This is a genomic window from Pseudomonas sp. lyk4-TYG-107, assembly GCF_030209055.1.
Lineage (GTDB): Bacteria > Pseudomonadota > Gammaproteobacteria > Pseudomonadales > Pseudomonadaceae > Aquipseudomonas > Aquipseudomonas putida_A.
Genome location: NZ_JARVST010000014.1, coordinates 1 through 20,601, shown reverse-complemented (window position 1 = coordinate 20,601; position 20,601 = coordinate 1). Strand labels below are relative to the sequence as shown.

Here is a 20,601-nt window from a genome sequence, read left to right as displayed (position 1 = left end):
TGCTGGATTTTTAGCAGAGGCGTGGGAAAAAGAGCTTGGGTGTAGGTGAAAGCTGACGCTGGCCATGGCCAACGTCAGCGGTACGGCGATTACTTCAGTGCAGCGAAGGCACGTTCGGCAGCGTCCAGAGTGATTTTCAGCTCGGTTTCGCCGTGGGCGATCGAGGTGAAACCGGCTTCGAATGCACTCGGTGCCAGGTACACGCCACCTTCCAGCATCAGGTGGAAGAAGCGACCGAACAGTGCTGCGTCGCTGGCCATCACGTCTTCAAAGGTGACGATGTCGTCGGCGCCGCTGAAGTACAGGCCGAACATGCCACCCGCTTGCGTGGTCACGAACGGAATGCCCGCGGCATCAGCGCGTTGTTGCAGACCGTCGAGCAGGCGGGTGGTGTAGTCGGTCAGCTCGGCGTGGAAACCCGGACGGCTGATCAGACGCAGCGTGGTCAGACCGGCGGCCATCGCCAGTGGGTTACCCGACAGGGTGCCGGCCTGATACACCGGGCCCAGCGGCGCGATGCGTTCCATGATTTCACGCTTGCCGCCGAAGCAGCCGACCGGCATGCCGCCGCCGATGATCTTGCCGAAGGTGGTCAGATCCGGGGTTACGCCGTAGTGCGCCTGGGCACCGCCGAGGGCAACGCGGAAACCGGTCATCACTTCGTCGAAAATCAGCACCACGCCATGCTTGTCGCAGAGCGAACGCAGGCCTTCGAGGAAACCCGGTGCCGGCGGCACGCAGTTCATGTTGCCAGCGACTGGCTCGACGATGATGCAGGCGACGTCCTGACCGACTTCGGCGAGCATCTTCTCCACGGCGTCGATGTCGTTGAACGGCAGGGTCAGGGTGTGTTTGGCGAACGCGGCCGGTACACCGGCGGAGCTTGGCACGCCCTGGGTCAGCGCGCCGGAACCGGCCTTGACCAGCAGGCTGTCGGAGTGACCGTGGTAGCAACCTTCGAACTTGATGATGCTGTCACGACCGGTGTAACCACGGGCCAGACGAATCGCGCTCATGGTCGCTTCGGTGCCGGAGCTGACCATGCGCACCATGTCCATCGACGGTACCAGCGAGCAGACCAGGTCGGCCATCTCGGTTTCCATCGCGGTCGGCGCGCCGTAGGACAGGCCGTGTTGCAGTTGATTGCGCACTGCATCGAGCACGTCCGGGTGGCTGTGGCCGAGGATCATCGGCCCCCACGAACCGACGTAATCCACATAACGCTTGTCGTCTTCGTCAGTGACGTAGGCGCCTTCGGCATGCTTGAAGAACAGCGGCGTGCCGCCCACGCTCTTGAACGCGCGAACCGGCGAGTTCACGCCACCGGGAATGTGTTTCTGGGCATTGGCAAACAGGGTTTCGGAACGAGACATGTTCGGGCTCTCAAATCAGATTTTCAGAAGTTCGTTGAAGGCGCGGGCGCGGCGGGTCACTTCGGCGGTGCTTTCGGCACCGAACAAACCGTGGACCACCGCCAGCAGGTCGACCCCGTGGGCCACCAGCGGCGCGGCGTTGTCGAGGGTGATGCCGCCAATCGCGCAGACCGGCAGATGCAGCTTGCGTTTGGCCTCGTCGAGCAGATCGAGGCTGCAGCTTGGCGCGCCGGGTTTGGTGTTGGAATTGAAGAAGCGACCGAAGGCGACATAGCTCGCGCCTTCTTTGGCGGCTTGCTCGGCCAGTTCGAGTTGCGCGTGGCAGGTCGAACCGATGATGGCTTTGGAGCCGAGCAGGGCGCGGGTCGGCGACAGCGGGCCGTCGGTCTGCCCCAGGTGCACGCCGACGTTGAGGCGTGCGGCCAATTCGGCGTCATCGTTGATGATCAACTGCGTCTTGTAGCGTTCGCACAGATCGCGTAGCGCTTCGGCCTCGCGCAGACGGCGGGCCTCGTCGCTGCTTTTGTCGCGGTATTGCAGCAGGGTGACGCCGCCTTCCAGCGCCGCCTCCACGTAGGACAGAAACTTGCCCGCCAGCAATTGGCTGTCGGTGATGGCGTACAGGCCACGGAGTTTCATCAGGCAGACCTCACGACGTTACGAGCAAAAATCCAGCGGCAGGCGACGCGGCACGAACTGGCCTTTGCCCAGTTGTTCGGCATCGCGCAGGGTGCGCCAGGTGTAATCCAGTGCCGTACGCACGGCGCTGGCGAGGTTTTCACCCTGGGCCAACCGACCGGCGAGGGCGCTGGCCAATGTGCAGCCGGAACCGTGATAACTGCCCGGCAAACGCTGGCAATAGAAGGTTTCACGCAGGCCGTCACGGCTGTACAGGCGATTGTGGATTTCAGTTTCGTCGCCATGGCCGCCGGTGATCAGCAGGTTTTTGACGAACGGCAGGAGTTTTTCAGCGCACTCGTCCGCTGTGCCTTCGGGCAGTTCGGCAAGAATCCGCGCTTCGGGAAGGTTGGGGGTGGCAATGATCGACAGCGGCAGCAGACGCTCGCGCATCGCATAACCGACTTCGTCCTTGCCCAGGCGTCCGCCGCCGCCGGCACGCAGCACCGGGTCGCAGACCACCGGCAGGTGCGGGTGCGCCGAAAGCAGTTCGACCACGGTGTCGACCATTTCCAGCGAACCGAGCATGCCCAGTTTGACCGCAGCGACTTCGGAGTCGTTGAGCACGGCATTGGCCTGGGCCAGTACCCACTCACGGTCGAGGACGCGGAAGTCAGTGACGTTGACAGTGTCTTGCACGGTCAGGGCTGTGACGGCCGGAGCCGCATGGCAACCCTGCGCGAGCAGGGCTTCGATATCTGCCTGCAAGCCGGCGCCACCACTGGGGTCGTGGCCGGAGAGACAGAGGACAACGGGGCGGGAGCTGTAGATATTCATGGTGCGCGAGCTTACCACCAAACCTGATTTTGGGGTTCAGTCCTGACGGTGTTTGCGAGCAGATTGTCGGACAACACTGCAGCTACCATTGTGGCGAGGGAGCTTGCTCCCGCTGGGTTGCGAAGCAGCCCCCTGCATTTATTCAGGCACAGCGCATTTACAGGTTTTACGACTGCTGCGCAGCCGAGCGGGAGCAAGCTCCCTCGCCACAAAAGCGGATCGCAATGATTGAGTTGACCAACTCAACAGCTCTAGCTCGCTGCTTTGCTCTGAAACGCCCGTTCTAGAGCCTTTGTAGGAAAAATTTCGATGGTGCTCAATGGCCATCAACGGCTATGCTAGTCTGGATCCAAACCAATAACAGGTAATACCGGTTTTACGTCTACTCAAAGGGAATGGGGGGCTTCCTGACACAACCGGACGAGCCACGCTGGGGCTTCAATGCGCTATTTGCTGATGTTGCTGTTCTGCTTGCCCCTCCTCGCAAGCGCCGTCGAGTTCGACGAAAATACCCAGAGCCTTCCCCTGGGTCGCTCCCTGCAAGTGTTCGAAGACCCGAGCGGTCAGGCGAACATCGCCGACGTCCGCGCTCAAGCGGCGGCGGGCAATTTCAAACCCCATGACAAAGCCACGCTCAATGCCGGTTACTCGCGCTCGGCGTTCTGGCTGAAGATTGATCTGCATTACCGTCCGAACAATCCGGCCGCGCAGCGCACCTGGCTGCTGGAACTGGCGTATCCGCCGCTCGATCATCTCGACCTTTACATGGCTGATGCCAATGGCGACTACCGCCTGATCCGGCAGACCGGCGACGCCTTGCCGTTCACCAGTCGCGAGATCCGGCAGAACAATTACCTGTTCGACCTGACCTTCGCCCCTGACCAGCAAAAAACCGTGTACCTGCGCCTCGCCAGTGAGGGTTCGATTCAGGCACCGGTGACGTTATGGTCGAGCACCGCGTACCTCGAAGACCAGCCGGTGCGCCTGTATGTGCTGGGGATCATTTATGGCGTGCTGCTGGGGATGCTGGTCTACAACCTGTTCATCTACCTGAGCGTGCGCGACACCAGCTACCTCTATTACATCTTTTACATCGCCTCGTTCGGCCTCTATCAATTGTCGGTGAACGGCGCGGCGGTCGAGTATTTCTGGCCGGACAATCCGTGGTGGGCCAACGCCGCCACACCGTTTTTCATCGGTTGCGCCGGGTTGTTCGGCAGCCAGTTCGCCCGCAGTTTCCTGCAGACCAGAACCCACAGTCGCTGGCTCGACTATCTGCTGATCGCCCTGATCGCGTTCGGCGCGCTGGTGGTCGGGTTGTCGCTGATGACCAGTTACGCATTGTCGTTGCGCCTGGCGACCCTGTTGGCGCTGGTGTTCACCGTGGTGATCTTCGCCGCCGGGATTCTCGCCTGGTGGCGCGGCTTGCGGGTGGCGCGTTATTTCATCATTGCCTGGTCGGCATTCCTGCTCGGCGGCATCGTCAATACGCTGATGGTGCTGGGCCTGCTGCCGAACGTGTTCCTGACCATGTACGCCAGCCAGATCGGTTCGGCCATCGAAGTCGCGCTGCTGTCGCTGGCGCTGGCTGATCGCATCAACGCGATGCGCGAGCAACAGGCGCAAACCCTGTTCGATGCCGGGCAGAAACTCGAAGTGCTCAACCAGCAACTGGCCCACAGCAACAAGCTCAAGGATGAATTCCTCGCGACCCTGACCCACGAATTGCGCACGCCGATGAACGGGGTGATCGGTTCGCTGGAACTGATGCAGACCGTCGAGCTGGAGCCTGAACTGGAACAATACCAGCAAACCGCCGCTGGCTCTGCCCGGGACATGATGCGCATGGTCAACGGCATCCTCACCCTCACCGAATTGCAGGCCGGCAAGCTCAAGGCGACGCCGGGCAGCTTCAGTCTGCGCGCGGTGGTCGAGGCCTTGCGCGTGCAGTTCGACGGCAACGCGGCGAGCAAGTCGCTGGACTTCAAGGTCGAGGTGCTGCCGACCCTGCCGGATCGCTTGCACGGCGACAGCGCAAAACTGGCGCAGTGCCTGGAGTGCCTGCTGGACAACGCGATCAAGTTCACCCGGGTCGGCGGTCTGGCGCTGCGGGTCACTGGCAAACCGGCGACGGACAACCGCCTGGCGCTGTCGTTTGCGGTCATCGATACCGGCATCGGTTTCACCGATCTGGGCGAGGCGACGATGTATCAGCGCTTCTTCCAGCTCGACGGCTCGATGACCCGCGAATACGGCGGCCTGGGCGTGGGGCTGGCGATCTGTCGGCAACTGGTGGAACTGCTCGGCGGCAAGCTGACTCACCGCTCCCAGCCTGGCAGCGGCAGCCGTTTTCAACTGGATGTCGAGTTCGAGCTGCCGGAAGTCGAAGCGGCGCCAACCGCGGACGCGCTGTACGAGCGCATCCGTGCGCCGCAGGATTGCACGGTGTTGCTGGTGGATGACAACAGCGTCAACCAACTGGTGATGCGCGGCATGCTGCTCAAACTGGGGTTCCGCGTACGCACCGCGGACAACGGCGCGGCGGCACTTGATTGCCTGCAACGGGAAACCTTCGACGCGGTGCTGATTGATTGCCAGTTGCCCAATCATGAAGGCGCGTCGTTGTGCTGCCAGATTCATGCGTTGCCCGGCTGCGCCAATCTGCCGGTGTTCATGCTGGCACTGGGCACGGATCGCGAACACTGCGCGCCGGGTACGCGCATCGATTACCTGAACAAACCGGTGAAATTCGAAGACCTGCAGACGGCGCTGGAGCGTCGGGTGCTCAGCGCGTAATAGGGTGAAAGCGCCGACAGTTCGGCGCTTATGACACTTTGATCAGCCACGAGCCGGTGCTTAACTGGATTCCTTGGCTGACCAAAGGAGCCCCGTCATGAACCTGCATCAGTTCGCCGAAACCCACGAAGTCACCAACCAGCCACCGTCGCTGGATGGCGCCAACCTGTACCGCATCGACCTGCCGCTGCAGGAGTGGTCACGCCGTTTCGGCGCCGGGTGGGCCGAGTCGCGGATCGATGCCTACGGTGCGCTGGCCGGCGGACCGCTGATGGCAGCCGGGTTCCTCGCCAATCAGAACAAACCGGTATTCGTCAGCCATGACCGCTACGGCCATCGCATCGATCTGGTGGAATTCCATCCCGCTTATCACGAGCTGATGCGCACCGCGATCGAACATGGCCTGACCTCATCACCCTGGACCCATCCGCAGGATGGCGCGCATGTCGCCCGCGCCTCGATGAGCTATCTGCACAGCCAGGCCGAGGCCGGCAGCGGTTGCCCGTTGACCATGACTTTCGCCAGTGTCCCGGCCATGCGCTTGCAGCCGGATCTGGCCGAACAGTGGCTGCCGAAGATCCTTGCCACCGAATATGACCCGCGTAACGTCGGCATGGCGCACAAGGCCGGCGTGACCATTGGCATGGCGATGACCGAGAAACAGGGCGGCACCGACGTGCGCGCCAACACTACCAAGGCCTATCCGGTCGGTGCCAGTGGCCCGGGGCAGGCCTATGAACTGGTCGGGCACAAGTGGTTCTGCTCGGCGCCGATGTGCGATGCGTTCCTGACGCTGGCGCAGACCGACAAGGGCCTGACCTGCTTCCTGCTGCCGCGCCATCGCCCCGACGACACGCGCAATCAGTTCTACATCCAGCGCCTGAAAAACAAACTCGGCAACCAGTCCAACGCCTCCAGTGAAGTGGAATTCCGTGGCGCTTTGGCGTGGATGGTTGGCGAAGAAGGGCGCGGCGTGCCAACCATCATCGAGATGGTGGCGATGACCCGTTTCGATTGCATGGTCGGCTCCAGCTCGCTGATGCGTCAGGCGCTGACCCAGGCCAGCCACCACTGCGCGCATCGCAAGGTCGGCGGCAAACTGCTCAGCGAGCAACCGTTGATGCAGAACGTGCTGGCCGATCTGGCGCTGGAAAGCGAGGCCGCGCTGGCGCTGAGCCTGCGCATGGGCAAGGCGCTGGATCATCTGGATGATCGCCATGAAGCGCAATTCGCCCGGCTGGTGACGGCGGTGGGCAAATACTGGATCTGCAAACGTGCCCCCGGAATGATCAACGAAGCCGCCGAGTGCATGGGCGGTGCCGGGTATGTCGAGGAGAGCATCCTGCCACGGCTGTATCGCGAAGCGCCGGTCAACTCGACGTGGGAAGGCTCGGGCAATGTGCAGTGCCTCGACGTGTTGCGCGCACTGTCGAAAGAACCGGGTGTGCTCGACGTGTTGTTCAGCGAATTGGGCGATGGGCACGGCGACAAGCGCCTGGCCGCGCATATCCAGCAGTTGCAGGCGCAGTTCAAGGACACCAGCGATATTCAGTATCGGGCGCGGCAACTCACCGAAGACATCGCGCTCGGTTTGCAGGCCAAGCTATTGCTGGAGGCCGGCAACTCGGCGGTCAGCGACGCGTTCATTGCCAGCCGCCTGAGTGGTGGCGGCCGGGTCTACGGTGCATTGCCGCGTGGGCTGGACGTCGAAGCCATCGTCGCTCGCTCAACCCCGCAAGGTTTCTGACCCACCACGCATCCCCCATGTGGGAGCGAGCCTGCTCGCGAAAGCGGTGTATCAGTCGACATCTTTGTGAATGACCCACCGCATTCGCGAGCAGGCTCGCTCCCACAGGGTATCTCCATAGATGGGATGATTTGGGTACAGCCACAACGCCACTGTTCCCGTGAGACCACGATGCAGGCAAGATGAAGCTCTGCAAGTCAGAACACAGGAAGCTGATCGTGACCGAAGCGTTTATTGTCGTTCAAACCGCCGAGCAAGCCGTGGATCGTCTGGCCGAGTTGCATGAGCGGGCCACCACTGCGCTGAACTCGGCGCTCAAGCGTTACCTCAAGGATCGCGTCGAGCCTGACGCCGAACAGCGTGCCCTGTTTCGTTATCCCGAACTGCGTCTGACCTACCTGTGTCAGGGCGAAGTCCCACAGACCACCCGCGCCTACGCCAAGGTGCAACTGCCGGGCACCTACAGCGTCACCGTCACCCATCCCAAGGCGTTCCGCAAATACCTGCTGGAACAACTGGTGCCGTTGATGCACGACTTCACCGTGACCGTGGAAGTCGGCGTCAGCCAGCAGAATATTCCATACCCGTACGTGGTCGAGCAGGGCGATGAGCTGGCCGGCTCCGGCGTCACCGCTGCGGTGCTGGCGCGGGTGTTCCCGAGTACCGATCTGTCCGCCGCCACCGATGGCATTGCCGACGGTCTCTACGACTGGGAAAACACCGATCCGCTGCCACTGGCGCTGTTCGATGCCGCGCGCGTCGACTTCTCCCTGCGTCGCCTGGTGCACTACACCGGCAGCGACTGGCGGCATGTGCAGCCGTGGATTCTGCTGACCAACTATCACCGCTACGTCGACCAGTTCATCGTTCATGGCCTGGAACAACTGCGCAACGACCCGCGTTTCGTGCGCATGGTGCTGCCGGGCAACGTGATCATCGAGAAGGGCATGGATCACGGCGAAGCCTCGGCGATCGCCGCTGGCGTGGTCTGGCACCGCTACCAGATGCCGGCCTATCACCTGATCGCCAACGACGGCCACGGTGTGACCCTGGTCAACATCGGCGTCGGCCCGTCCAACGCCAAGAACATCACCGACCACCTGGCGGTGCTGCGTCCGCATTGCTGGCTGATGATCGGTCACTGCGGCGGGCTGCGTCAGTCGCAGACCATCGGCGACTACGTGCTGGCCCATGCCTACATGCGTCGCGACGGGATTCTCGACCGCGTGGTGCCGCCGAACATTCCGATCCCGGCACTGGCCGAAGTGCAACTGGCGCTGCAGCAAGCCGCGGCCAATATCACCGGCGAGAAGGGCGAGGAGCTGAAAAAGCGCCTGCGCACCGGCACCGTGCTGACCTACGACGACCGCAACTGGGAACTGCGCTGGGCGCAGGAGCGTCCGCTGATCAACCTGTCCCGGGCCGTGGCGGTGGACATGGAAAGCGGCACCATCGCCGCCCAGGGTTATCGCCTGCGAGTGCCTTACGGCACGTTGCTGTGCGTTTCGGACAAGCCGCTGCACAGTGAAATCAAGCTGCCGGGTTCGGCCAACGCGTTCTACGAGCGCGCGGTCAGCCAACACTTGAAGATCGGCATCGCGGCGGTGGATCTGCTGCGCACCGAACTCAATTCGCTGCACTCGCGCAAACTGCGCAGCTTCGACGAGCCGCCGTTCCGCTGATTTGTTGATGGTCATTTAACGGTCGGGCTACTAGCATTAGCAGCCCTGACCGTTAGATGTTTGTTCTCTTATGTCCCGTCCCCCGCGTCCTCCTTCCCGCCGCCCTGGCGCGAAGCCTTCCCCCTCAGCTCCACGCCGTGTCGCCAAGGCGCCGCCGGCCGAGCCGAAGCTGATCCTGTTCAACAAGCCATTCGATGTGCTGACGCAGTTCAGCGACGAAGGCGGGCGGGCAACGCTCAAGGATTTTATTGATCTGCCTGGCATCTATCCGGCCGGACGCCTTGATCGCGACAGCGAAGGTTTGCTGCTGCTGACCAACGACGGCCAGTTGCAGGCGCGGATTGCCGACCCGAAACACAAGTTGCCGAAGACTTACTGGGTGCAGGTCGAAGGCGAGCCGACGGTCGAGCAATTGCAGCGTTTGCGTGATGGCGTCGAACTGAATGACGGCATGACCCTGCCCGCCGAGGCGCGGCAACTGGAAGAGCCTGAACTGTGGCCACGCAATCCGCCGGTACGCTTTCGCAAAAGCGTGCCGACCAGTTGGCTGGAGCTGGTGATTCGTGAAGGGCGCAACCGTCAGGTACGACGTATGACCGCAGCGGTGGGGCTGCCGACGTTACGGCTGGTGCGGGTACGGATTGGCGACTGGACGCTTGAAGGGCTCGATCAGGGCCAATGGAAAGAAGTGCCGGCGCGGTTATAGAGCGCCGGATTCGATCAGGCCGATCACCACACTCTTGATGATGAACGCGGCCACGCCCAGGCCCAGGACGAAGAACAGAATGAACGAGCCGAAACGCCCGGCCTTGGACTTCTTCGCCAGATCCCAGACGATGAAACCCATGAAAATGATCAGGATGCTGACCAGGCCAGTCATCATCCACTCTTCGAATACTGCAGGATCCATCGGGCATCTCCGGCGCGCACAGGGCTGAAAGGGCTGGGCGATTATACGCCGAGGGTGGCAGGGCCGCATTGACCTGTGTCGGTGTGCCGCGGTTATGGGGTGCCTGTACCGGCCTCTTCGCGAGCAAGCCCGCTCCCACAGGGGATCTCGGTTGAACACAGATAGTGTGCTTGACGAATCTCAACTGTGGGAGCGGGCTTGCTCGCGAAGGCGATGTCAGTTGCGCAGATGCGTCAGCGGCAGTTCGGTGCTGTTGAGCACCTGATTCAGTACAAAACTCGAACGCACGCTGGTCACGCCTTCAATCCGGGTCAGGTGCCCCAGCAACAGCTTCTGATAGTGGTCCATGTCCGGCACCACCACTTTCAACTGATAGTCGGCATCCACGCCGGTCACCAGGCTGCATTCCAGCACCTGCGGCAAGGTGCGGATCGCCGCTTCGAAATTCTCGAAACGCTCCGGTGTGTGCCGGTCCATGCCGATCAGCACGTAGGCCGTCAGGCTCAGGCCGAGCATCTTGCGATCGAGCAGGGCGACCTGGCGCGAGATGTAGCCGTCGTCCTCCAGTTGTTTGACCCGGCGCGAGCAGGGCGAGGGTGACAGACCGATGCGCTCGGCCAGTTCCTGGTTGGAGATGCGGGCGTCGCGCTGCAATTCCGCCAAAATACTCAGGTCGTAACGGTCGAGTTTGCTCATGAATCAGTCCTTGGTTGTAACTATTGCGGCGGATTATCTATCCAGGGTTAAAAATTGCGCAAGCAGTGTTTATTTGAGCAATCTTCGCAATCCTCTGTCGCGTCTTGCGGCCTATTCTTATCACCAGAATCACTGCTCGGTAACACAGTCCACTGCGGCCCGCCCAATCAGGCCCGCCGCGGCCGCCACCCCCACCGGGGATGGGCCGGCCCCCGAGCTGCACACTGTCCAGAAGACGGCGTGAGGTGAGCCGACGTCAAAAGCGTCGAGCCAGGACGAAGTTCTCTAAAGGGAGGCCGACGGGTCTCCCTTTTTCTTGCCTGCGATTTTTGTGCCTCGATGCACAGCCTTCCTCAATAAATAAGTCTCGTGACTGATAACCTGTCGCAGAACCCGGTGTGCGTATTCCCGGTCTTAGCTACAAGCCCTCTTAATACCCGCAGTGAGGAAAAGCATGAAGTCGCGCATCTGGCGTCTGGCCGGTGTTGGTTTGCTGTGTGTGAGCGTCAGTGCGCAAGCGCTCGCCGACGATCCGGAGAGCCGCAGCCCTAATGGTGGACGCGGCCCTGAGCATCAGGGAAATAACCAGGGCCATGGGGGCGATCATCAGCCCCACGGGCAGAACAATCCGCCGCTGCAAAATCAGCCGCGGCCGCAGAACAATGAAATCATTCGGGGCGACAACAGCCGTCAGTTCGAGCACAACGGCCAGCAGCACAACAATGGCCAGTGGCAGAACCAGAATCGCACGCCCAATCAGCCTGCTCCGGTGCATCAGGCGCCACCGTCGAACAACCTGCCGATCCAGCCACGGCCCGACACTGTGCGCCAGACTCAGGAGCCGCGTCAGGGCTACTACCGCGACGAGCGCCCGCAGAATGGTTACCACAACCAGCAATGGCAAACCGGCAACCGGCCCAATGACAATCGCTGGCCGGGTCGCCCGGACGGACATGGCAACGGTTGGGGGCCAGGCCCGCAATACCGCCCGGGGCATGTGATCGACCGCTTCCCGGATCGCGAATACCGAGTGCCGTATCGCGGTCAGGATTACTTCTATTCCGGCGGCTACTGGTATCGCCCGCAAGGCCCGCGCTACATCGTCGTGCAGCCGCCACGAGGGATTCGCACCCAGTATCTGCCGGACTATGCCCGTGAAGTGTGGATCGGCGGTGCGCTGCTGTTCCTCGCCGCCGGTTCCTACTATGCGTATCAGGAAGCCACTCAGGATTACGTCGTAGTCGAACCCCCGGTGCAGCAACCGCCGCAACCGCAGCCGCAATCCCAGGGCTATGACGTCGAGGCCTATCCGGCCAACGGGCAGTCGCCGGAACAGGTGCAGCAGGACGGTTATCAGTGCTACCAATACGCCGTGCAGCAGAGCGGTTTCGACCCGCGTACCGCGACCTATCAACCGGCGCCTGAGGTGGTGCAGGCTTACCGTCAGGCGCAGGGCAATTGCCTGAGCAGTCGCGGTTATCAGGTGTCTTACTGAATCCGAGTTTGCGCCCGTTCGGTCTTGACCACTTCCTGCGGGTCGGCGTGCACCAGCACTTCGGCTCGCGGGTAGGCGGCGTGAATCGCATCCGCCGCCTGATCGCTGATACCGTGAGCGACTGACAAGGTCAGCTCTCCCGGCAATTCCAGATGCAACTGCACGAACCAGTGGTTGCCTGAAATCCGCGTGCGCAAATCATGCGCGCCCAGTACGCCGGGTACGCCGCAGGCCAGTTCGAGCATGTGCTGACTGACGTCCGTCGGCAGCTCTTCATCCATCAGCACCGAAAAACTTTCCCGGGCGATCTGGATCGCGCTCCACAAGATGTACCCGGCAATCCCCAGGCCGAACCATGCGTCCAACTGATGAAAGCCCATGCCGGCGAGAATCAGCGCAATCAGAATGCTGCCGTTGAGCAGCATGTCAGAACGGTAGTGCAGCGAGTCGGCGCGCACGGCGTTGGAGCCGGTCTGCTTGATCACCCGATGTTGCAGCGTCAGCAACGCCGCGGTCAGCAGCAGCGAGAACACGATCACGCCGATGCTCAGCCACGGCGCGCCGAGCGGCTCCGGTTGCTTGATGCGTTCATACGCCTGGAACGCAATCAGCACCGCACTGCCGCCGATGAACAGCGCCTGCGCCATGCCCGCCAGCGATTCGGCCTTGCCGTGGCCGTAACGGTGATCGTCATCGGCCGGACGCAGCGCGTAATGCACCGCCAGCAGATTGAGCAGCGAAGTGACGCCATCCAGCGCCGAGTCGGTGAGGCCGGCGAGCATGCTCACCGAGCCGCTCAGCCACCAAGCGATGGCTTTGGCGATGATCAGCGTGCAGGCCACCGCCACCGAAGCGCGGGTTGCCAGCCGCAGCAGGCGGGCGTGTTCGGGGCTGGTGGTCATGTGATTTCCTTATGCGGCGGGTTGCAGGCCAAACATCGCCAGTTGTTGCGTGCTGCCCTTGTGCTGGATCAGGCGCGGATCGTCCAGCGGCAGGTTGCGGCCCAGTTCTGTTTCGAGAATAGCCTGCAACTTGAGGTTATCGACCTGACCGTCCGGGCCGATGGCTTGTTTGAGTTTGGCCGGATCGACCTGAGCGGTGTGGCCCGGTTCGAAATAGATCGCGCCAGTGGCGAAGTCCACCGCAAAGGCGATCAGCCCGGGAATTACGTAGAACAGCAGGCCCACGGCGTCGAGTACGGCAATCGCCGGGTCGATCTTGCCATCGATCTGACCGCGACGATCCGGGTAGAAAATCGAACCGCAGGCCGTGAGTTGAGTGAGCAGGGTGGCGACCAGTACACCGCCGATCAGGCGAGAAGGTAAGCGCATGGAAAATCTCCTGAGTCATTTGAAAACGAAGCGTCGTCATTTGAAATTAAGACCCTGACAAACGCCCGGCAGTTCGCCGTTATACTCGCGCCTCTGTTTGGGAGCCAGCATGATTTCTTTGCCGATCGATGAAGTTTTACCCGCCCTGCGTGAAGCCTTGGCGACACGCCACGAAGCCGTGCTCGAAGCACCGCCCGGCGCCGGTAAAACCACCCGCGTGCCTTTAGCCTTGCTCGATGAAGCGTGGCTGGCCGGGCAGACCATTCTGATGCTCGAACCGCGCCGTCTCGCCGCGCGCGCAGCCGCAGAACGTCTGGCCAGCGAACTGGGCGAGAAGGTCGGCGAAACCGTCGGTTACCGCATCCGTCTCGACAGCAAGGTTGGCCCAAAGACCCGTATCGAAGTGGTCACCGAAGGCATTCTCACCCGGCGTCTGCAGGATGATCCGGCGCTGGAAGGCGTCGGCCTGCTGATCTTCGACGAATTTCACGAACGCAGTCTTGATGCCGATCTGGCACTGGCTCTGAGTTTGAACGGTCGTGAACTGTTCCGCGCTGAACAGCCGCTGAAGATTCTGCTGATGTCCGCCACGCTGGAAGGCGAGCGTCTGGCCGGGTTGCTGGATGACGCGCCGATCCTGCGCAGCGAAGGGCGCATGTACCCGGTGACGATGCGCTGGGGTCGGCCGTTCCAGCCCGGCGAATACATCGACCAGCGGGTGACCCAGACCGTCCTCGAAGCGCTGCACGATGAGACTGGCAGCCTGCTGGTGTTCTTGCCGGGGCAGGCGGAAATCCGTCGGGTGCATCAGCAACTGAGCGATGCCATCGGCGAGCGTAAAGACGTATTGCTCTGCCCGTTGCACGGTGAACTGGACCTGAATGCCCAGCGCGCTGCCATCGACCCGGCGCCGACCGGCCAGCGCAAAGTGGTGCTGGCGACCAACATCGCCGAGACCAGCCTGACCATCAACGGCGTGCGTGTGGTGATCGACGCCGGTCTGGCGCGAGTGCCGCGTTTCGACCCCGGCAGCGGCATGACCCGTCTCGATACTCTGCGCATTTCCAGGGCCAGCGCCACCCAACGTGCAGGCCGGGCCGGACGTCTGGAACCGGGCGTGTGTTATCGCCTGTGGTCGCAGGATCAGCACGAGCAGCTCGCCGCTTACGGCAGTGCGGAAATTCTGTCGGCGGATCTGGCGAGTCTGGCGCTGCAACTTGGACGCTGGGGCGTGACCCCGGGCGAGCTGGTCTGGCTCGATGTGCCGCCGGCAGCGGCCTATGCCCAGGCGCAGGATTTGTTGCAGCGCCTGGGCGCACTCGAAGGCGATGCGCTGACTGCGCACGGTCAGGCCATGGCCGAGCTGCCGGCGCATCCGCGCATCGCCCATCTGTTGCTGCGCGGTCAGGCGCTGGGGCTGGCGAACATGGCGTGCGACGTCGCGGCACTGCTCGGCGAGCGCGATATCCTGCGCGGTGCCGGTGCCGATCTGCACAGCCGCCTGGCGCTGCTCTGCGGCGAAGAGCGCGCGGCACGTGGAGCTCAGGGCGGCGTGCAACGCGCCCGGCAACTGGCGCGGCAATATCGCGGTTACTTGCGCGGCAAGGCCAGCGCACCGGTCAGCGATCCCGATCATCCGCGCTGGCTCGGTGCACTGCTGGCGCTAGCCTACCCGGATCGTGTTGCCCAACAGCGGCGTGCCGGTGGCGCCGAATATCGTCTGGCCAATGGTCGCGCAGCACTGTTCGCCGAAGCCGACAGCCTGATGAAGGAGCCGTGGATTGTGATTGCTGATCTCGGCAGTCGTCAGGGCCAGCGTGAGGAACGGATTTATCTGGCAGCGGATTTCGATCCGGCGCTGTTCGATTCGGTGCTCGCCGAGCAAGTGCGCGCTGTCGATCAACTGGACTGGGATGAGCGCGAAGGCGTGCTGCGCGCCGAGCGTCAGCGCAAGGTTGGCGAACTGATCCTCAGCCGCGAACCGTTGACTGGTCTCGACGAAGCGGCGCGCAGTCAGGCGCTGGTCAATCTGGTGCGGCGCAAGGGGCTGGAGTTGCTGCCGTGGACCCCGGAGTTGCGCCAGTGGCAGGCACGGGTCGCGTTGCTGCGGCAACTGGATTTGAGTCATCAGGATGAAAGTCAGTGGCCGGATGTCAGCGATGCAACGTTGCTGAACACTCTCGAGCATTGGTTAATGCCTTACTTGGGCAAGGTCTCGCGGCTCAGCCATTTCGCCAATCTGGACCTGTCGAGCATCGTCCGCAATCTGCTGCCGTGGCCGTTGCCGCAGAGGCTTGATGAGCTGGCGCCGCATCACATCAGCGTGCCGTCGGGGTCATCGATTCGTCTGGATTACAGCGAGTCTCCGCCGATTCTCGCGGTGCGTCTGCAGGAGTTGTTCGGCCTCGCCGAGACGCCGCGAATTGCCGGCGGCCGGCAAGTGGTCAAGCTGCACCTGTTGTCCCCGGCACGCCGGCCGGTGCAGGTGACGCAGGATCTGGCCAACTTCTGGCGCAGCACCTATGCCGAGGTGAAGAAGGATCTCAAGGGGCGCTATCCGAAGCATTATTGGCCGGATGATCCATTGGTGGCCGAGGCGACCGCGCGGGCCAAACCGCGCGGCACCTGAAGAGCAAAACATCGCAGCCTGCCAACCAATCACGGTACGACATCAATCTATTGTGGGAGCGGGCTTGCTCGCGAAGGCGGTGCGCCAGGCACGGATCCATCAACTGACACGGCGCTTTCACGAGAAAGCCCGCTCCCACAGGGGGATATCGTGTTAACTGGCTACGGGGCGGCGGGCAGCAGGAACCGCGCAATCACCGGCAAGTGATCGGAAATGCGCAACGTATCGTCCTGACGCACCCTCGCCTCGACCCGTTTGATCTTCGGGCTGTAGAACAGATAGTCGACCGTGCGATCCGGGCCATTCAGGCCGGGGTCGTTGGGGTAGTGGGTCAGCCAGTGGGCGCGGTCGATGCCGCTGGCTTCGTTGTTGGTCGGGATCATCGGGTACTTGTCCCACAACAGATGCAGCGCGCTGTCGATCGCGTAGGGCGTGCGCTGCTCGGCGGGCAGACGCTGATACTGGCCCAGCGGCAACAGATTGAAGTCGCCGCCGATCAGCCACGGCAGGCCCTGGCTTTCGTACTTGTCGAGCACTTTGGCCACCGCCGTCACTTGCGCCTGCAAAGTCTCGTCCGGTTGGCGGGCGCGATCCAGATGGGTGTTGAATACCGTCAGTTGTCCGCCGTCGCTCAGCGGCAGCTTGGTGGCGAGCAGGGCGTCTTTGGGTTGGAACTGGCGGGAGATGAAATTCGCCGGGGGCACCGGCAATTGCAGGCGTTCGGCGTGTTCGATGCGGTAACGGCTCAGGGTCACCAGTTGCCGGCCAACGCTGCCGAAGATGTGCGGGTCGGGGACGAACTCGGCTTTCCAGTCGAAGGCATGGGCGCTGCACGGGTAGAGATCGGTGACCCGTTCCTGCAGCAGCTTGAGCTGATTCTGGTAATCGCTGGCCTTGGCGCCGTCATCCAGCTCCTGCAGCAGCACCACGTCGGGCTGCTCGTCGCGAATCACCCGCGCCACTTCGTCGAGACTGAAGGCCATGTCCTCCGGGGATGGTGCTTCATCGGCGCCTTGGGCGAGATCGTTCCAGAACACGTAGCGCTTGCCAGCCAGATACTGCACGTTCCAGGTCATGACTTTCAGCGCTTGCCCGGGCACCAGGGTCGGCGGCGTACCGGTGCAGGTAACGGGCAGGGTCTCCCGTGCGCCGGGGCGCCAGGTCAGGCTGTAGAGCAGCCCGCCGATCAGGGCGACGGCGAGCACAATCAGCAACAGGGTGTAGCGCAGCAGACGGGGCATGGCTCGGCTTATCGCGTTACAAAAGTGGCTCCGAGCATACCTGACCGCAGAGCCTTGGCCCAAGGGTCGCGAAGTCAGACCGCTCCGGTACGTTTGTCAGGCAATTCGCTGATCAGCATGAACAGACGGAACAGCACCACACTGGTGAACAGCTGCAGGAAACTGTGCGCGCTGTCGATCAATACCGCGATCAGCGGATTCTGCGGGTCGGGGTACGCCGCCAGGGTCGCGCCCTTGAGCAGCCACAACGGCCCCATCACACACAGAATGCACAGCAGGATCCGCCAGAAATGCCCACGGGTCAGGCGCAGACTTTCCTTCATCGCCTGCAACGGCCCCATACCGCGCAACACCAGCAGGTATTCAGCGAATGCGAGCATGACCATCAGCATCAGGCCCGGCAGGAAATACAGCGACAACCCCAGCAGAATCAGCAAGGTATTGAGCGCGGTGAGCAAGGCGAAACGCGGCCACAGGCGCGCGGACATCGCCAGCAGGTCGAGATTGCGCGGAGCTTCGCCACGGGTGCGTGCGTCGAGGAACAGGATCAGCGCGGCGGTGTACAGCGGATACACCAGCAGACCGACGACCACGCTGGCGGCGGAGAAACTGTCCGGGTCGGTGACGTGATCCACCACTTGCTGCAGCGCCGCCTCGAAGATCACCAGCGGCAGGCATAACTGCACGATGCTGGCCAGATGGCGTTTGAAAAAATACAGAGAGTCGCGCAGTACATCGAAGGCATTCATCAGTCGGTATCGCAGGTCGAAAACAGTGGCTCACTTTAACCGATGATGGGCGGGCGGACACAAACGTAAACATTCGGTAAAGGTCGTTGAAACATCCTGTCACTGCCTCCATTACAGAGGTGCGCCATGTCCACAGTGGACACGGGCAACGTTATCCCCGGCAATCTACGAGGTCGCCATGAACAGCGAAGAGCAAACCCTGATCGATGGACTGTTTTCCCGGCTGCAACAGGCCGAAACGGAGGCAGCCCCGCGCGACGCCCAGGCCGAGGCGCGGATCAAGGAACACCTGACCCGCCAGCCGGCGGCAGGTTATTTCATGACCCAGGCGATTCTGGTGCAAGAGGCGGCCATCAAGAGCCTCGACGAACAGAACAAGCAGCTGACCCGGCAAGTCCAGCAATTGCAGGCTGAACTGCAAGCGGCCAAGTCCCAGAGCGCGGCCCCGGCGCCAAGCGGCGGCGGTGGTTTCCTGTCGAGCATCTTCGGCGGCGGCAGCTCGCGTCCAGCGCCGACCCAGAGCGCTCCGGCTTCTACCGGCGGCTGGCGTGAGCCGGCACCGCAGCAGAACTACGCTGCGCCAGCGCCACAACAGAACTATGCCGCGCCGCCGCCGAACTACGCCCAGCAAGCCGCTCCGGCCGCGGGCAGCAGCTTCCTCGGCGGCGCTCTGAAAACTGCCGCAGGAGTGGCCGGTGGCGTGATGCTGGCGCAGGGCATCAGCAGCCTGTTCCATCACAACCAGCAGCCCGAAGAAATCGTTGAAGTGATCAAGGAAGAGCCAGCGCAGGTGGCTGACCAGAGCGGCAACGATTGGGGCAATGACCAGCGTGTGGCCGATAACGGTTTCTCTGGCAATGACCAGGGCGGATTCACTGATACTGATTACAGCGATGACAACTCGTCGTTCTTCGATGACGACGATTCGTTCGTCTGACGGATCAGTCGCCAGTATCAAATCTGTGGTGAGGGGATTTATCCCCGATGGAGTGCGCAGCAGTCCCATTTTCGGGGCCGCTGCGCTGCCTATCGGGGATAAATCCCCTCACCACAGTCCACCATCCGTCCGGAGTGGTGGGTTGATTATTCGCGCCACCTTCCTGTGGACTGGCATACTGAGCGCCTTTTTCGGGCCCGGCGCCTGATCCCGCTTCGTGCGCTATGCGCTCACAGGAATCCCGGTGAAAAAAATCGCAGTGTTCGCCGATGTGCAGAACCTCTACTACACCGTGCGTCAGGCCTATGGTTGCCATTTCAACTACGCCGCGCTGTGGGCTGACATTAGCAAACAAGGGCAGATCGTCGAGGCCTACGCCTACGCGATCGACCGTGGCGACAGCAAGCAGCAGCAGTTCCAGCAGATCCTGCGCAACCTCGGTTTCACCGTGAAGCTCAAACCCTATATCCAGCGCAGCGACGGCTCGGCCAAGGGCGACTGGGACGTGGGCATCACCCTCGACATTATGGACGCCGCCGACCACGTCGACGAAATCGTCCTGGCCTCCGGTGACGGCGACTTCGACATGCTGCTCGAACGCATCATCAGCAAGCACGGCGTACAGGCAGTGGCCTATGGCGTGCCGGGCCTGACCGCCAACTCGCTGATCCGCGCCGCCAGCCGTTATGTGCCGATTGAAGGCGCACTGCTGTTGAAAAACTGAGCGTTGCTCAAGAATTGATTTGTACGGAGTTGAACCCGGTTTGGAACGCATTGCAGTCATCGACTTTGAAACCACCGGCCTGTCGCCGAACAGCAGCTGTCGCGCCACGGAAATCGCCGTGGTCATGCTGGAAAACGGCCGTATCGTCGAGCGTTACCAGAGCCTGATGAACGCCGGCGTGCGCGTTCCTGCGTTCATCGAACAACTGACCGGCATCAGCAACGCCATGTTGCGCAGTGCACCCTCGGCCGAGCGGGTCATGGAAGAGGTCAACGAATTCGTCGGCTGCACCCCGCTGGTGGCGCACAACGCCTCGTTCGACCAGAAGTTCTGGGACTTCGAGCTTGGGCGGATCAAACGCACCCGATTGCAGAACTTCGCCTGCTCGCTGCTGCTGGCCCGGCGCCTGATGCCGGCGGCACCGAATCACAAGCTCGGCACGCTCACCACTTTCGCCCGCCTGCCACACACCGGCCAGGCGCACAGGGCTATGGCGGATGCCGAGATGGCGGCCAACCTGATGGCGCATCTGGCGGAAGAACTGCGGCACAAGCATGGGGTGCGTGAGCTGAACCATGACCTGCTGTGCAAACTGCAGAAAGTCCCGGCGGCCAAAGTCAGCGAACACCTGCTGCGCTATCGCTGATCTCGAAGTCACCCAAAATCCCCTGTGGGAGCGGGCTTGCTCGCGAAAGCGGTGTGTCATTCGGCAACTATGTTGTCTGACACTCCCTCTTCGCGAGCAAGCCCGCTTGTGTCTGAGTAAGGGAATAAACTCTGAGGTGAGAGGGGTGGATGGCAAGCTGTGAGTCCGCGGTGCTTGAAGCACGAGTGGG

General features: G+C 62.3%; 18 protein-coding genes. 9 read left to right on the top strand and 9 right to left on the bottom strand.

The window, feature by feature from the left end; translation table 11 throughout:
* Nucleotides 1-89 precede the first annotated feature (89 nt).
* The 3 genes from hemL to QRN61_RS13145 are packed head-to-tail and all read right to left on the bottom strand — an operon-like array spanning nt 90 to nt 2,828.
* Nucleotides 90-1,373 (bottom strand): glutamate-1-semialdehyde 2,1-aminomutase, encoded by a 1,284-nt coding sequence (gene hemL / locus QRN61_RS13155; protein WP_098965768.1) that lies wholly within the window; start codon nt 1,371-1,373, stop codon nt 90-92.
* 15 nt (nt 1,374-1,388) lie between these two features.
* On the bottom strand, nt 1,389-2,012 hold the full coding sequence (thiE, locus tag QRN61_RS13150; RefSeq protein WP_007960555.1) for a thiamine phosphate synthase: 624 nt from the start codon (nt 2,010-2,012) through the stop codon (nt 1,389-1,391).
* Nucleotides 2,013-2,030: 18 nt separating this feature from the next.
* The gene (locus QRN61_RS13145; protein WP_007960553.1) at nt 2,031-2,828 is read right to left on the bottom strand and encodes a hydroxymethylpyrimidine/phosphomethylpyrimidine kinase; all 798 of its coding nucleotides are present in this window, start codon (nt 2,826-2,828) and stop codon (nt 2,031-2,033) included.
* Between the two features lie 441 nt (nt 2,829-3,269).
* Here QRN61_RS13145 and QRN61_RS13140 point away from each other — a divergent pair, with 441 nt between their 5' ends.
* The 4 genes from QRN61_RS13140 (at nt 3,270) to QRN61_RS13125 (ending at nt 9,759) form a co-directional block, all read left to right on the top strand.
* Entirely contained in the window at nt 3,270-5,624 is a 2,355-nt protein-coding gene (locus QRN61_RS13140) for a hybrid sensor histidine kinase/response regulator (RefSeq protein ID WP_096795273.1), read from the top strand.
* Nucleotides 5,625-5,721: 97 nt separating this feature from the next.
* A complete protein-coding gene (locus tag QRN61_RS13135) occupies nt 5,722-7,371 on the top strand; it encodes an acyl-CoA dehydrogenase family protein (protein ID WP_027612881.1) in 1,650 nt (549 codons plus the stop codon).
* Between the two features lie 182 nt (nt 7,372-7,553).
* On the top strand, nt 7,554-9,053 hold the full coding sequence (amn, locus tag QRN61_RS13130; protein ID WP_167734182.1) for an AMP nucleosidase: 1,500 nt from the start codon (nt 7,554-7,556) through the stop codon (nt 9,051-9,053).
* A 70-nt stretch (nt 9,054-9,123) separates the two neighbouring features.
* The gene (locus QRN61_RS13125) at nt 9,124-9,759 is read left to right on the top strand and encodes a pseudouridine synthase (protein ID WP_285373972.1); all 636 of its coding nucleotides are present in this window, start codon (nt 9,124-9,126) and stop codon (nt 9,757-9,759) included.
* Here QRN61_RS13125 and QRN61_RS13120 read toward each other — a convergent pair.
* Nucleotides 9,754-9,963 (bottom strand): DUF2788 domain-containing protein, encoded by a 210-nt coding sequence (locus QRN61_RS13120; protein WP_003228500.1) that lies wholly within the window; start codon nt 9,961-9,963, stop codon nt 9,754-9,756. The genes QRN61_RS13125 and QRN61_RS13120 overlap by 6 nt on opposite strands.
* A gap of 216 nt (nt 9,964-10,179) precedes the next feature.
* The gene (locus QRN61_RS13115) at nt 10,180-10,659 is read right to left on the bottom strand and encodes an Lrp/AsnC family transcriptional regulator (protein WP_008081091.1); all 480 of its coding nucleotides are present in this window, start codon (nt 10,657-10,659) and stop codon (nt 10,180-10,182) included.
* A 454-nt stretch (nt 10,660-11,113) separates the two neighbouring features.
* Between QRN61_RS13115 and QRN61_RS13110 the strand changes: the two genes are divergently transcribed.
* Complete coding sequence (locus QRN61_RS13110) at nt 11,114-12,154, top strand: DUF6515 family protein (RefSeq protein ID WP_285373971.1); 1,041 nt, start codon at nt 11,114-11,116, stop codon at nt 12,152-12,154.
* Here the strand turns inward: QRN61_RS13110 and QRN61_RS13105 are convergent.
* Together QRN61_RS13105 and pmcY are read right to left on the bottom strand one after the other, a co-directional pair.
* Entirely contained in the window at nt 12,148-13,056 is a 909-nt protein-coding gene (locus tag QRN61_RS13105) for a cation diffusion facilitator family transporter (RefSeq protein WP_047602562.1), read from the bottom strand. The genes QRN61_RS13110 and QRN61_RS13105 overlap by 7 nt on opposite strands.
* Nucleotides 13,057-13,065: 9 nt before the next feature.
* The gene (pmcY, locus tag QRN61_RS13100) at nt 13,066-13,485 is read right to left on the bottom strand and encodes a periplasmic Zn2+ metallochaperone PmcY (RefSeq protein WP_095139235.1); all 420 of its coding nucleotides are present in this window, start codon (nt 13,483-13,485) and stop codon (nt 13,066-13,068) included.
* Nucleotides 13,486-13,594: 109 nt separating this feature from the next.
* Between pmcY and hrpB the strand changes: the two genes are divergently transcribed.
* Nucleotides 13,595-16,114, top strand: a complete 2,520-nt coding sequence (gene hrpB / locus QRN61_RS13095; protein WP_285373970.1) for an ATP-dependent helicase HrpB — start codon at nt 13,595-13,597, stop codon at nt 16,112-16,114.
* A gap of 161 nt (nt 16,115-16,275) precedes the next feature.
* Here hrpB and QRN61_RS13090 read toward each other — a convergent pair whose 3' ends face one another.
* Nucleotides 16,276-17,355: an endonuclease/exonuclease/phosphatase family protein gene (locus QRN61_RS13090; protein WP_285373969.1), complete on the bottom strand. Its 1,080-nt coding sequence runs from the start codon at nt 17,353-17,355 to the stop codon at nt 16,276-16,278.
* Nucleotides 17,356-17,429: 74 nt separating this feature from the next.
* Nucleotides 17,430-18,104 (bottom strand): YciC family protein, encoded by a 675-nt coding sequence (locus tag QRN61_RS13085; protein WP_183784189.1) that lies wholly within the window; start codon nt 18,102-18,104, stop codon nt 17,430-17,432.
* 178 nt (nt 18,105-18,282) lie between these two features.
* On the opposite strand from QRN61_RS13085, the gene QRN61_RS13080 reads away from it, so the two are divergent.
* From QRN61_RS13080 to QRN61_RS13070, 3 genes are all read left to right on the top strand, one after another.
* On the top strand, nt 18,283-19,041 hold the full coding sequence (locus QRN61_RS13080; RefSeq protein ID WP_096795265.1) for a DUF2076 domain-containing protein: 759 nt from the start codon (nt 18,283-18,285) through the stop codon (nt 19,039-19,041).
* A 244-nt stretch (nt 19,042-19,285) separates the two neighbouring features.
* Nucleotides 19,286-19,765 carry a LabA-like NYN domain-containing protein gene (locus QRN61_RS13075; RefSeq protein ID WP_007963710.1) on the top strand — a complete coding sequence of 160 codons (480 nt, stop codon included), beginning with the start codon at nt 19,286-19,288 and terminating at the stop codon, nt 19,763-19,765.
* A gap of 40 nt (nt 19,766-19,805) precedes the next feature.
* The gene (locus QRN61_RS13070) at nt 19,806-20,411 is read left to right on the top strand and encodes a 3'-5' exonuclease (protein WP_285373968.1); all 606 of its coding nucleotides are present in this window, start codon (nt 19,806-19,808) and stop codon (nt 20,409-20,411) included.
* Nucleotides 20,412-20,601: the final 190 nt, after the last annotated feature.

Bases quoted from the DNA above. Each gene is read 5' to 3' on its own strand.
- QRN61_RS13080 (WP_096795265.1), top strand. From the start codon at position 18,283: ATGAACAGCGAAGAGCAAACCCTGATCGATGGACTGTTTTCCCGGCTG.
- hrpB (WP_285373970.1), top strand. From the start codon at position 13,595: ATGATTTCTTTGCCGATCGATGAAGTTTTACCCGCCCTGCGTGAAGCC.
- QRN61_RS13090 (WP_285373969.1), bottom strand. From the start codon at position 17,355: ATGCCCCGTCTGCTGCGCTACACCCTGTTGCTGATTGTGCTCGCCGTC.
- QRN61_RS13115 (WP_008081091.1), bottom strand. From the start codon at position 10,659: ATGAGCAAACTCGACCGTTACGACCTGAGTATTTTGGCGGAATTGCAG.
- QRN61_RS13085 (WP_183784189.1), bottom strand. From the start codon at position 18,104: ATGAATGCCTTCGATGTACTGCGCGACTCTCTGTATTTTTTCAAACGC.
- hemL (WP_098965768.1), bottom strand. From the start codon at position 1,373: ATGTCTCGTTCCGAAACCCTGTTTGCCAATGCCCAGAAACACATTCCC.
- QRN61_RS13140 (WP_096795273.1), top strand. From the start codon at position 3,270: ATGCGCTATTTGCTGATGTTGCTGTTCTGCTTGCCCCTCCTCGCAAGC.
- QRN61_RS13120 (WP_003228500.1), bottom strand. From the start codon at position 9,963: ATGGATCCTGCAGTATTCGAAGAGTGGATGATGACTGGCCTGGTCAGC.
- QRN61_RS13110 (WP_285373971.1), top strand. From the start codon at position 11,114: ATGAAGTCGCGCATCTGGCGTCTGGCCGGTGTTGGTTTGCTGTGTGTG.
- amn (WP_167734182.1), top strand. From the start codon at position 7,554: ATGAAGCTCTGCAAGTCAGAACACAGGAAGCTGATCGTGACCGAAGCG.
- thiE (WP_007960555.1), bottom strand. From the start codon at position 2,012: ATGAAACTCCGTGGCCTGTACGCCATCACCGACAGCCAATTGCTGGCG.
- QRN61_RS13145 (WP_007960553.1), bottom strand. From the start codon at position 2,828: ATGAATATCTACAGCTCCCGCCCCGTTGTCCTCTGTCTCTCCGGCCAC.
- QRN61_RS13135 (WP_027612881.1), top strand. From the start codon at position 5,722: ATGAACCTGCATCAGTTCGCCGAAACCCACGAAGTCACCAACCAGCCA.
- pmcY (WP_095139235.1), bottom strand. From the start codon at position 13,485: ATGCGCTTACCTTCTCGCCTGATCGGCGGTGTACTGGTCGCCACCCTG.
- QRN61_RS13105 (WP_047602562.1), bottom strand. From the start codon at position 13,056: ATGACCACCAGCCCCGAACACGCCCGCCTGCTGCGGCTGGCAACCCGC.
- QRN61_RS13125 (WP_285373972.1), top strand. From the start codon at position 9,124: ATGTCCCGTCCCCCGCGTCCTCCTTCCCGCCGCCCTGGCGCGAAGCCT.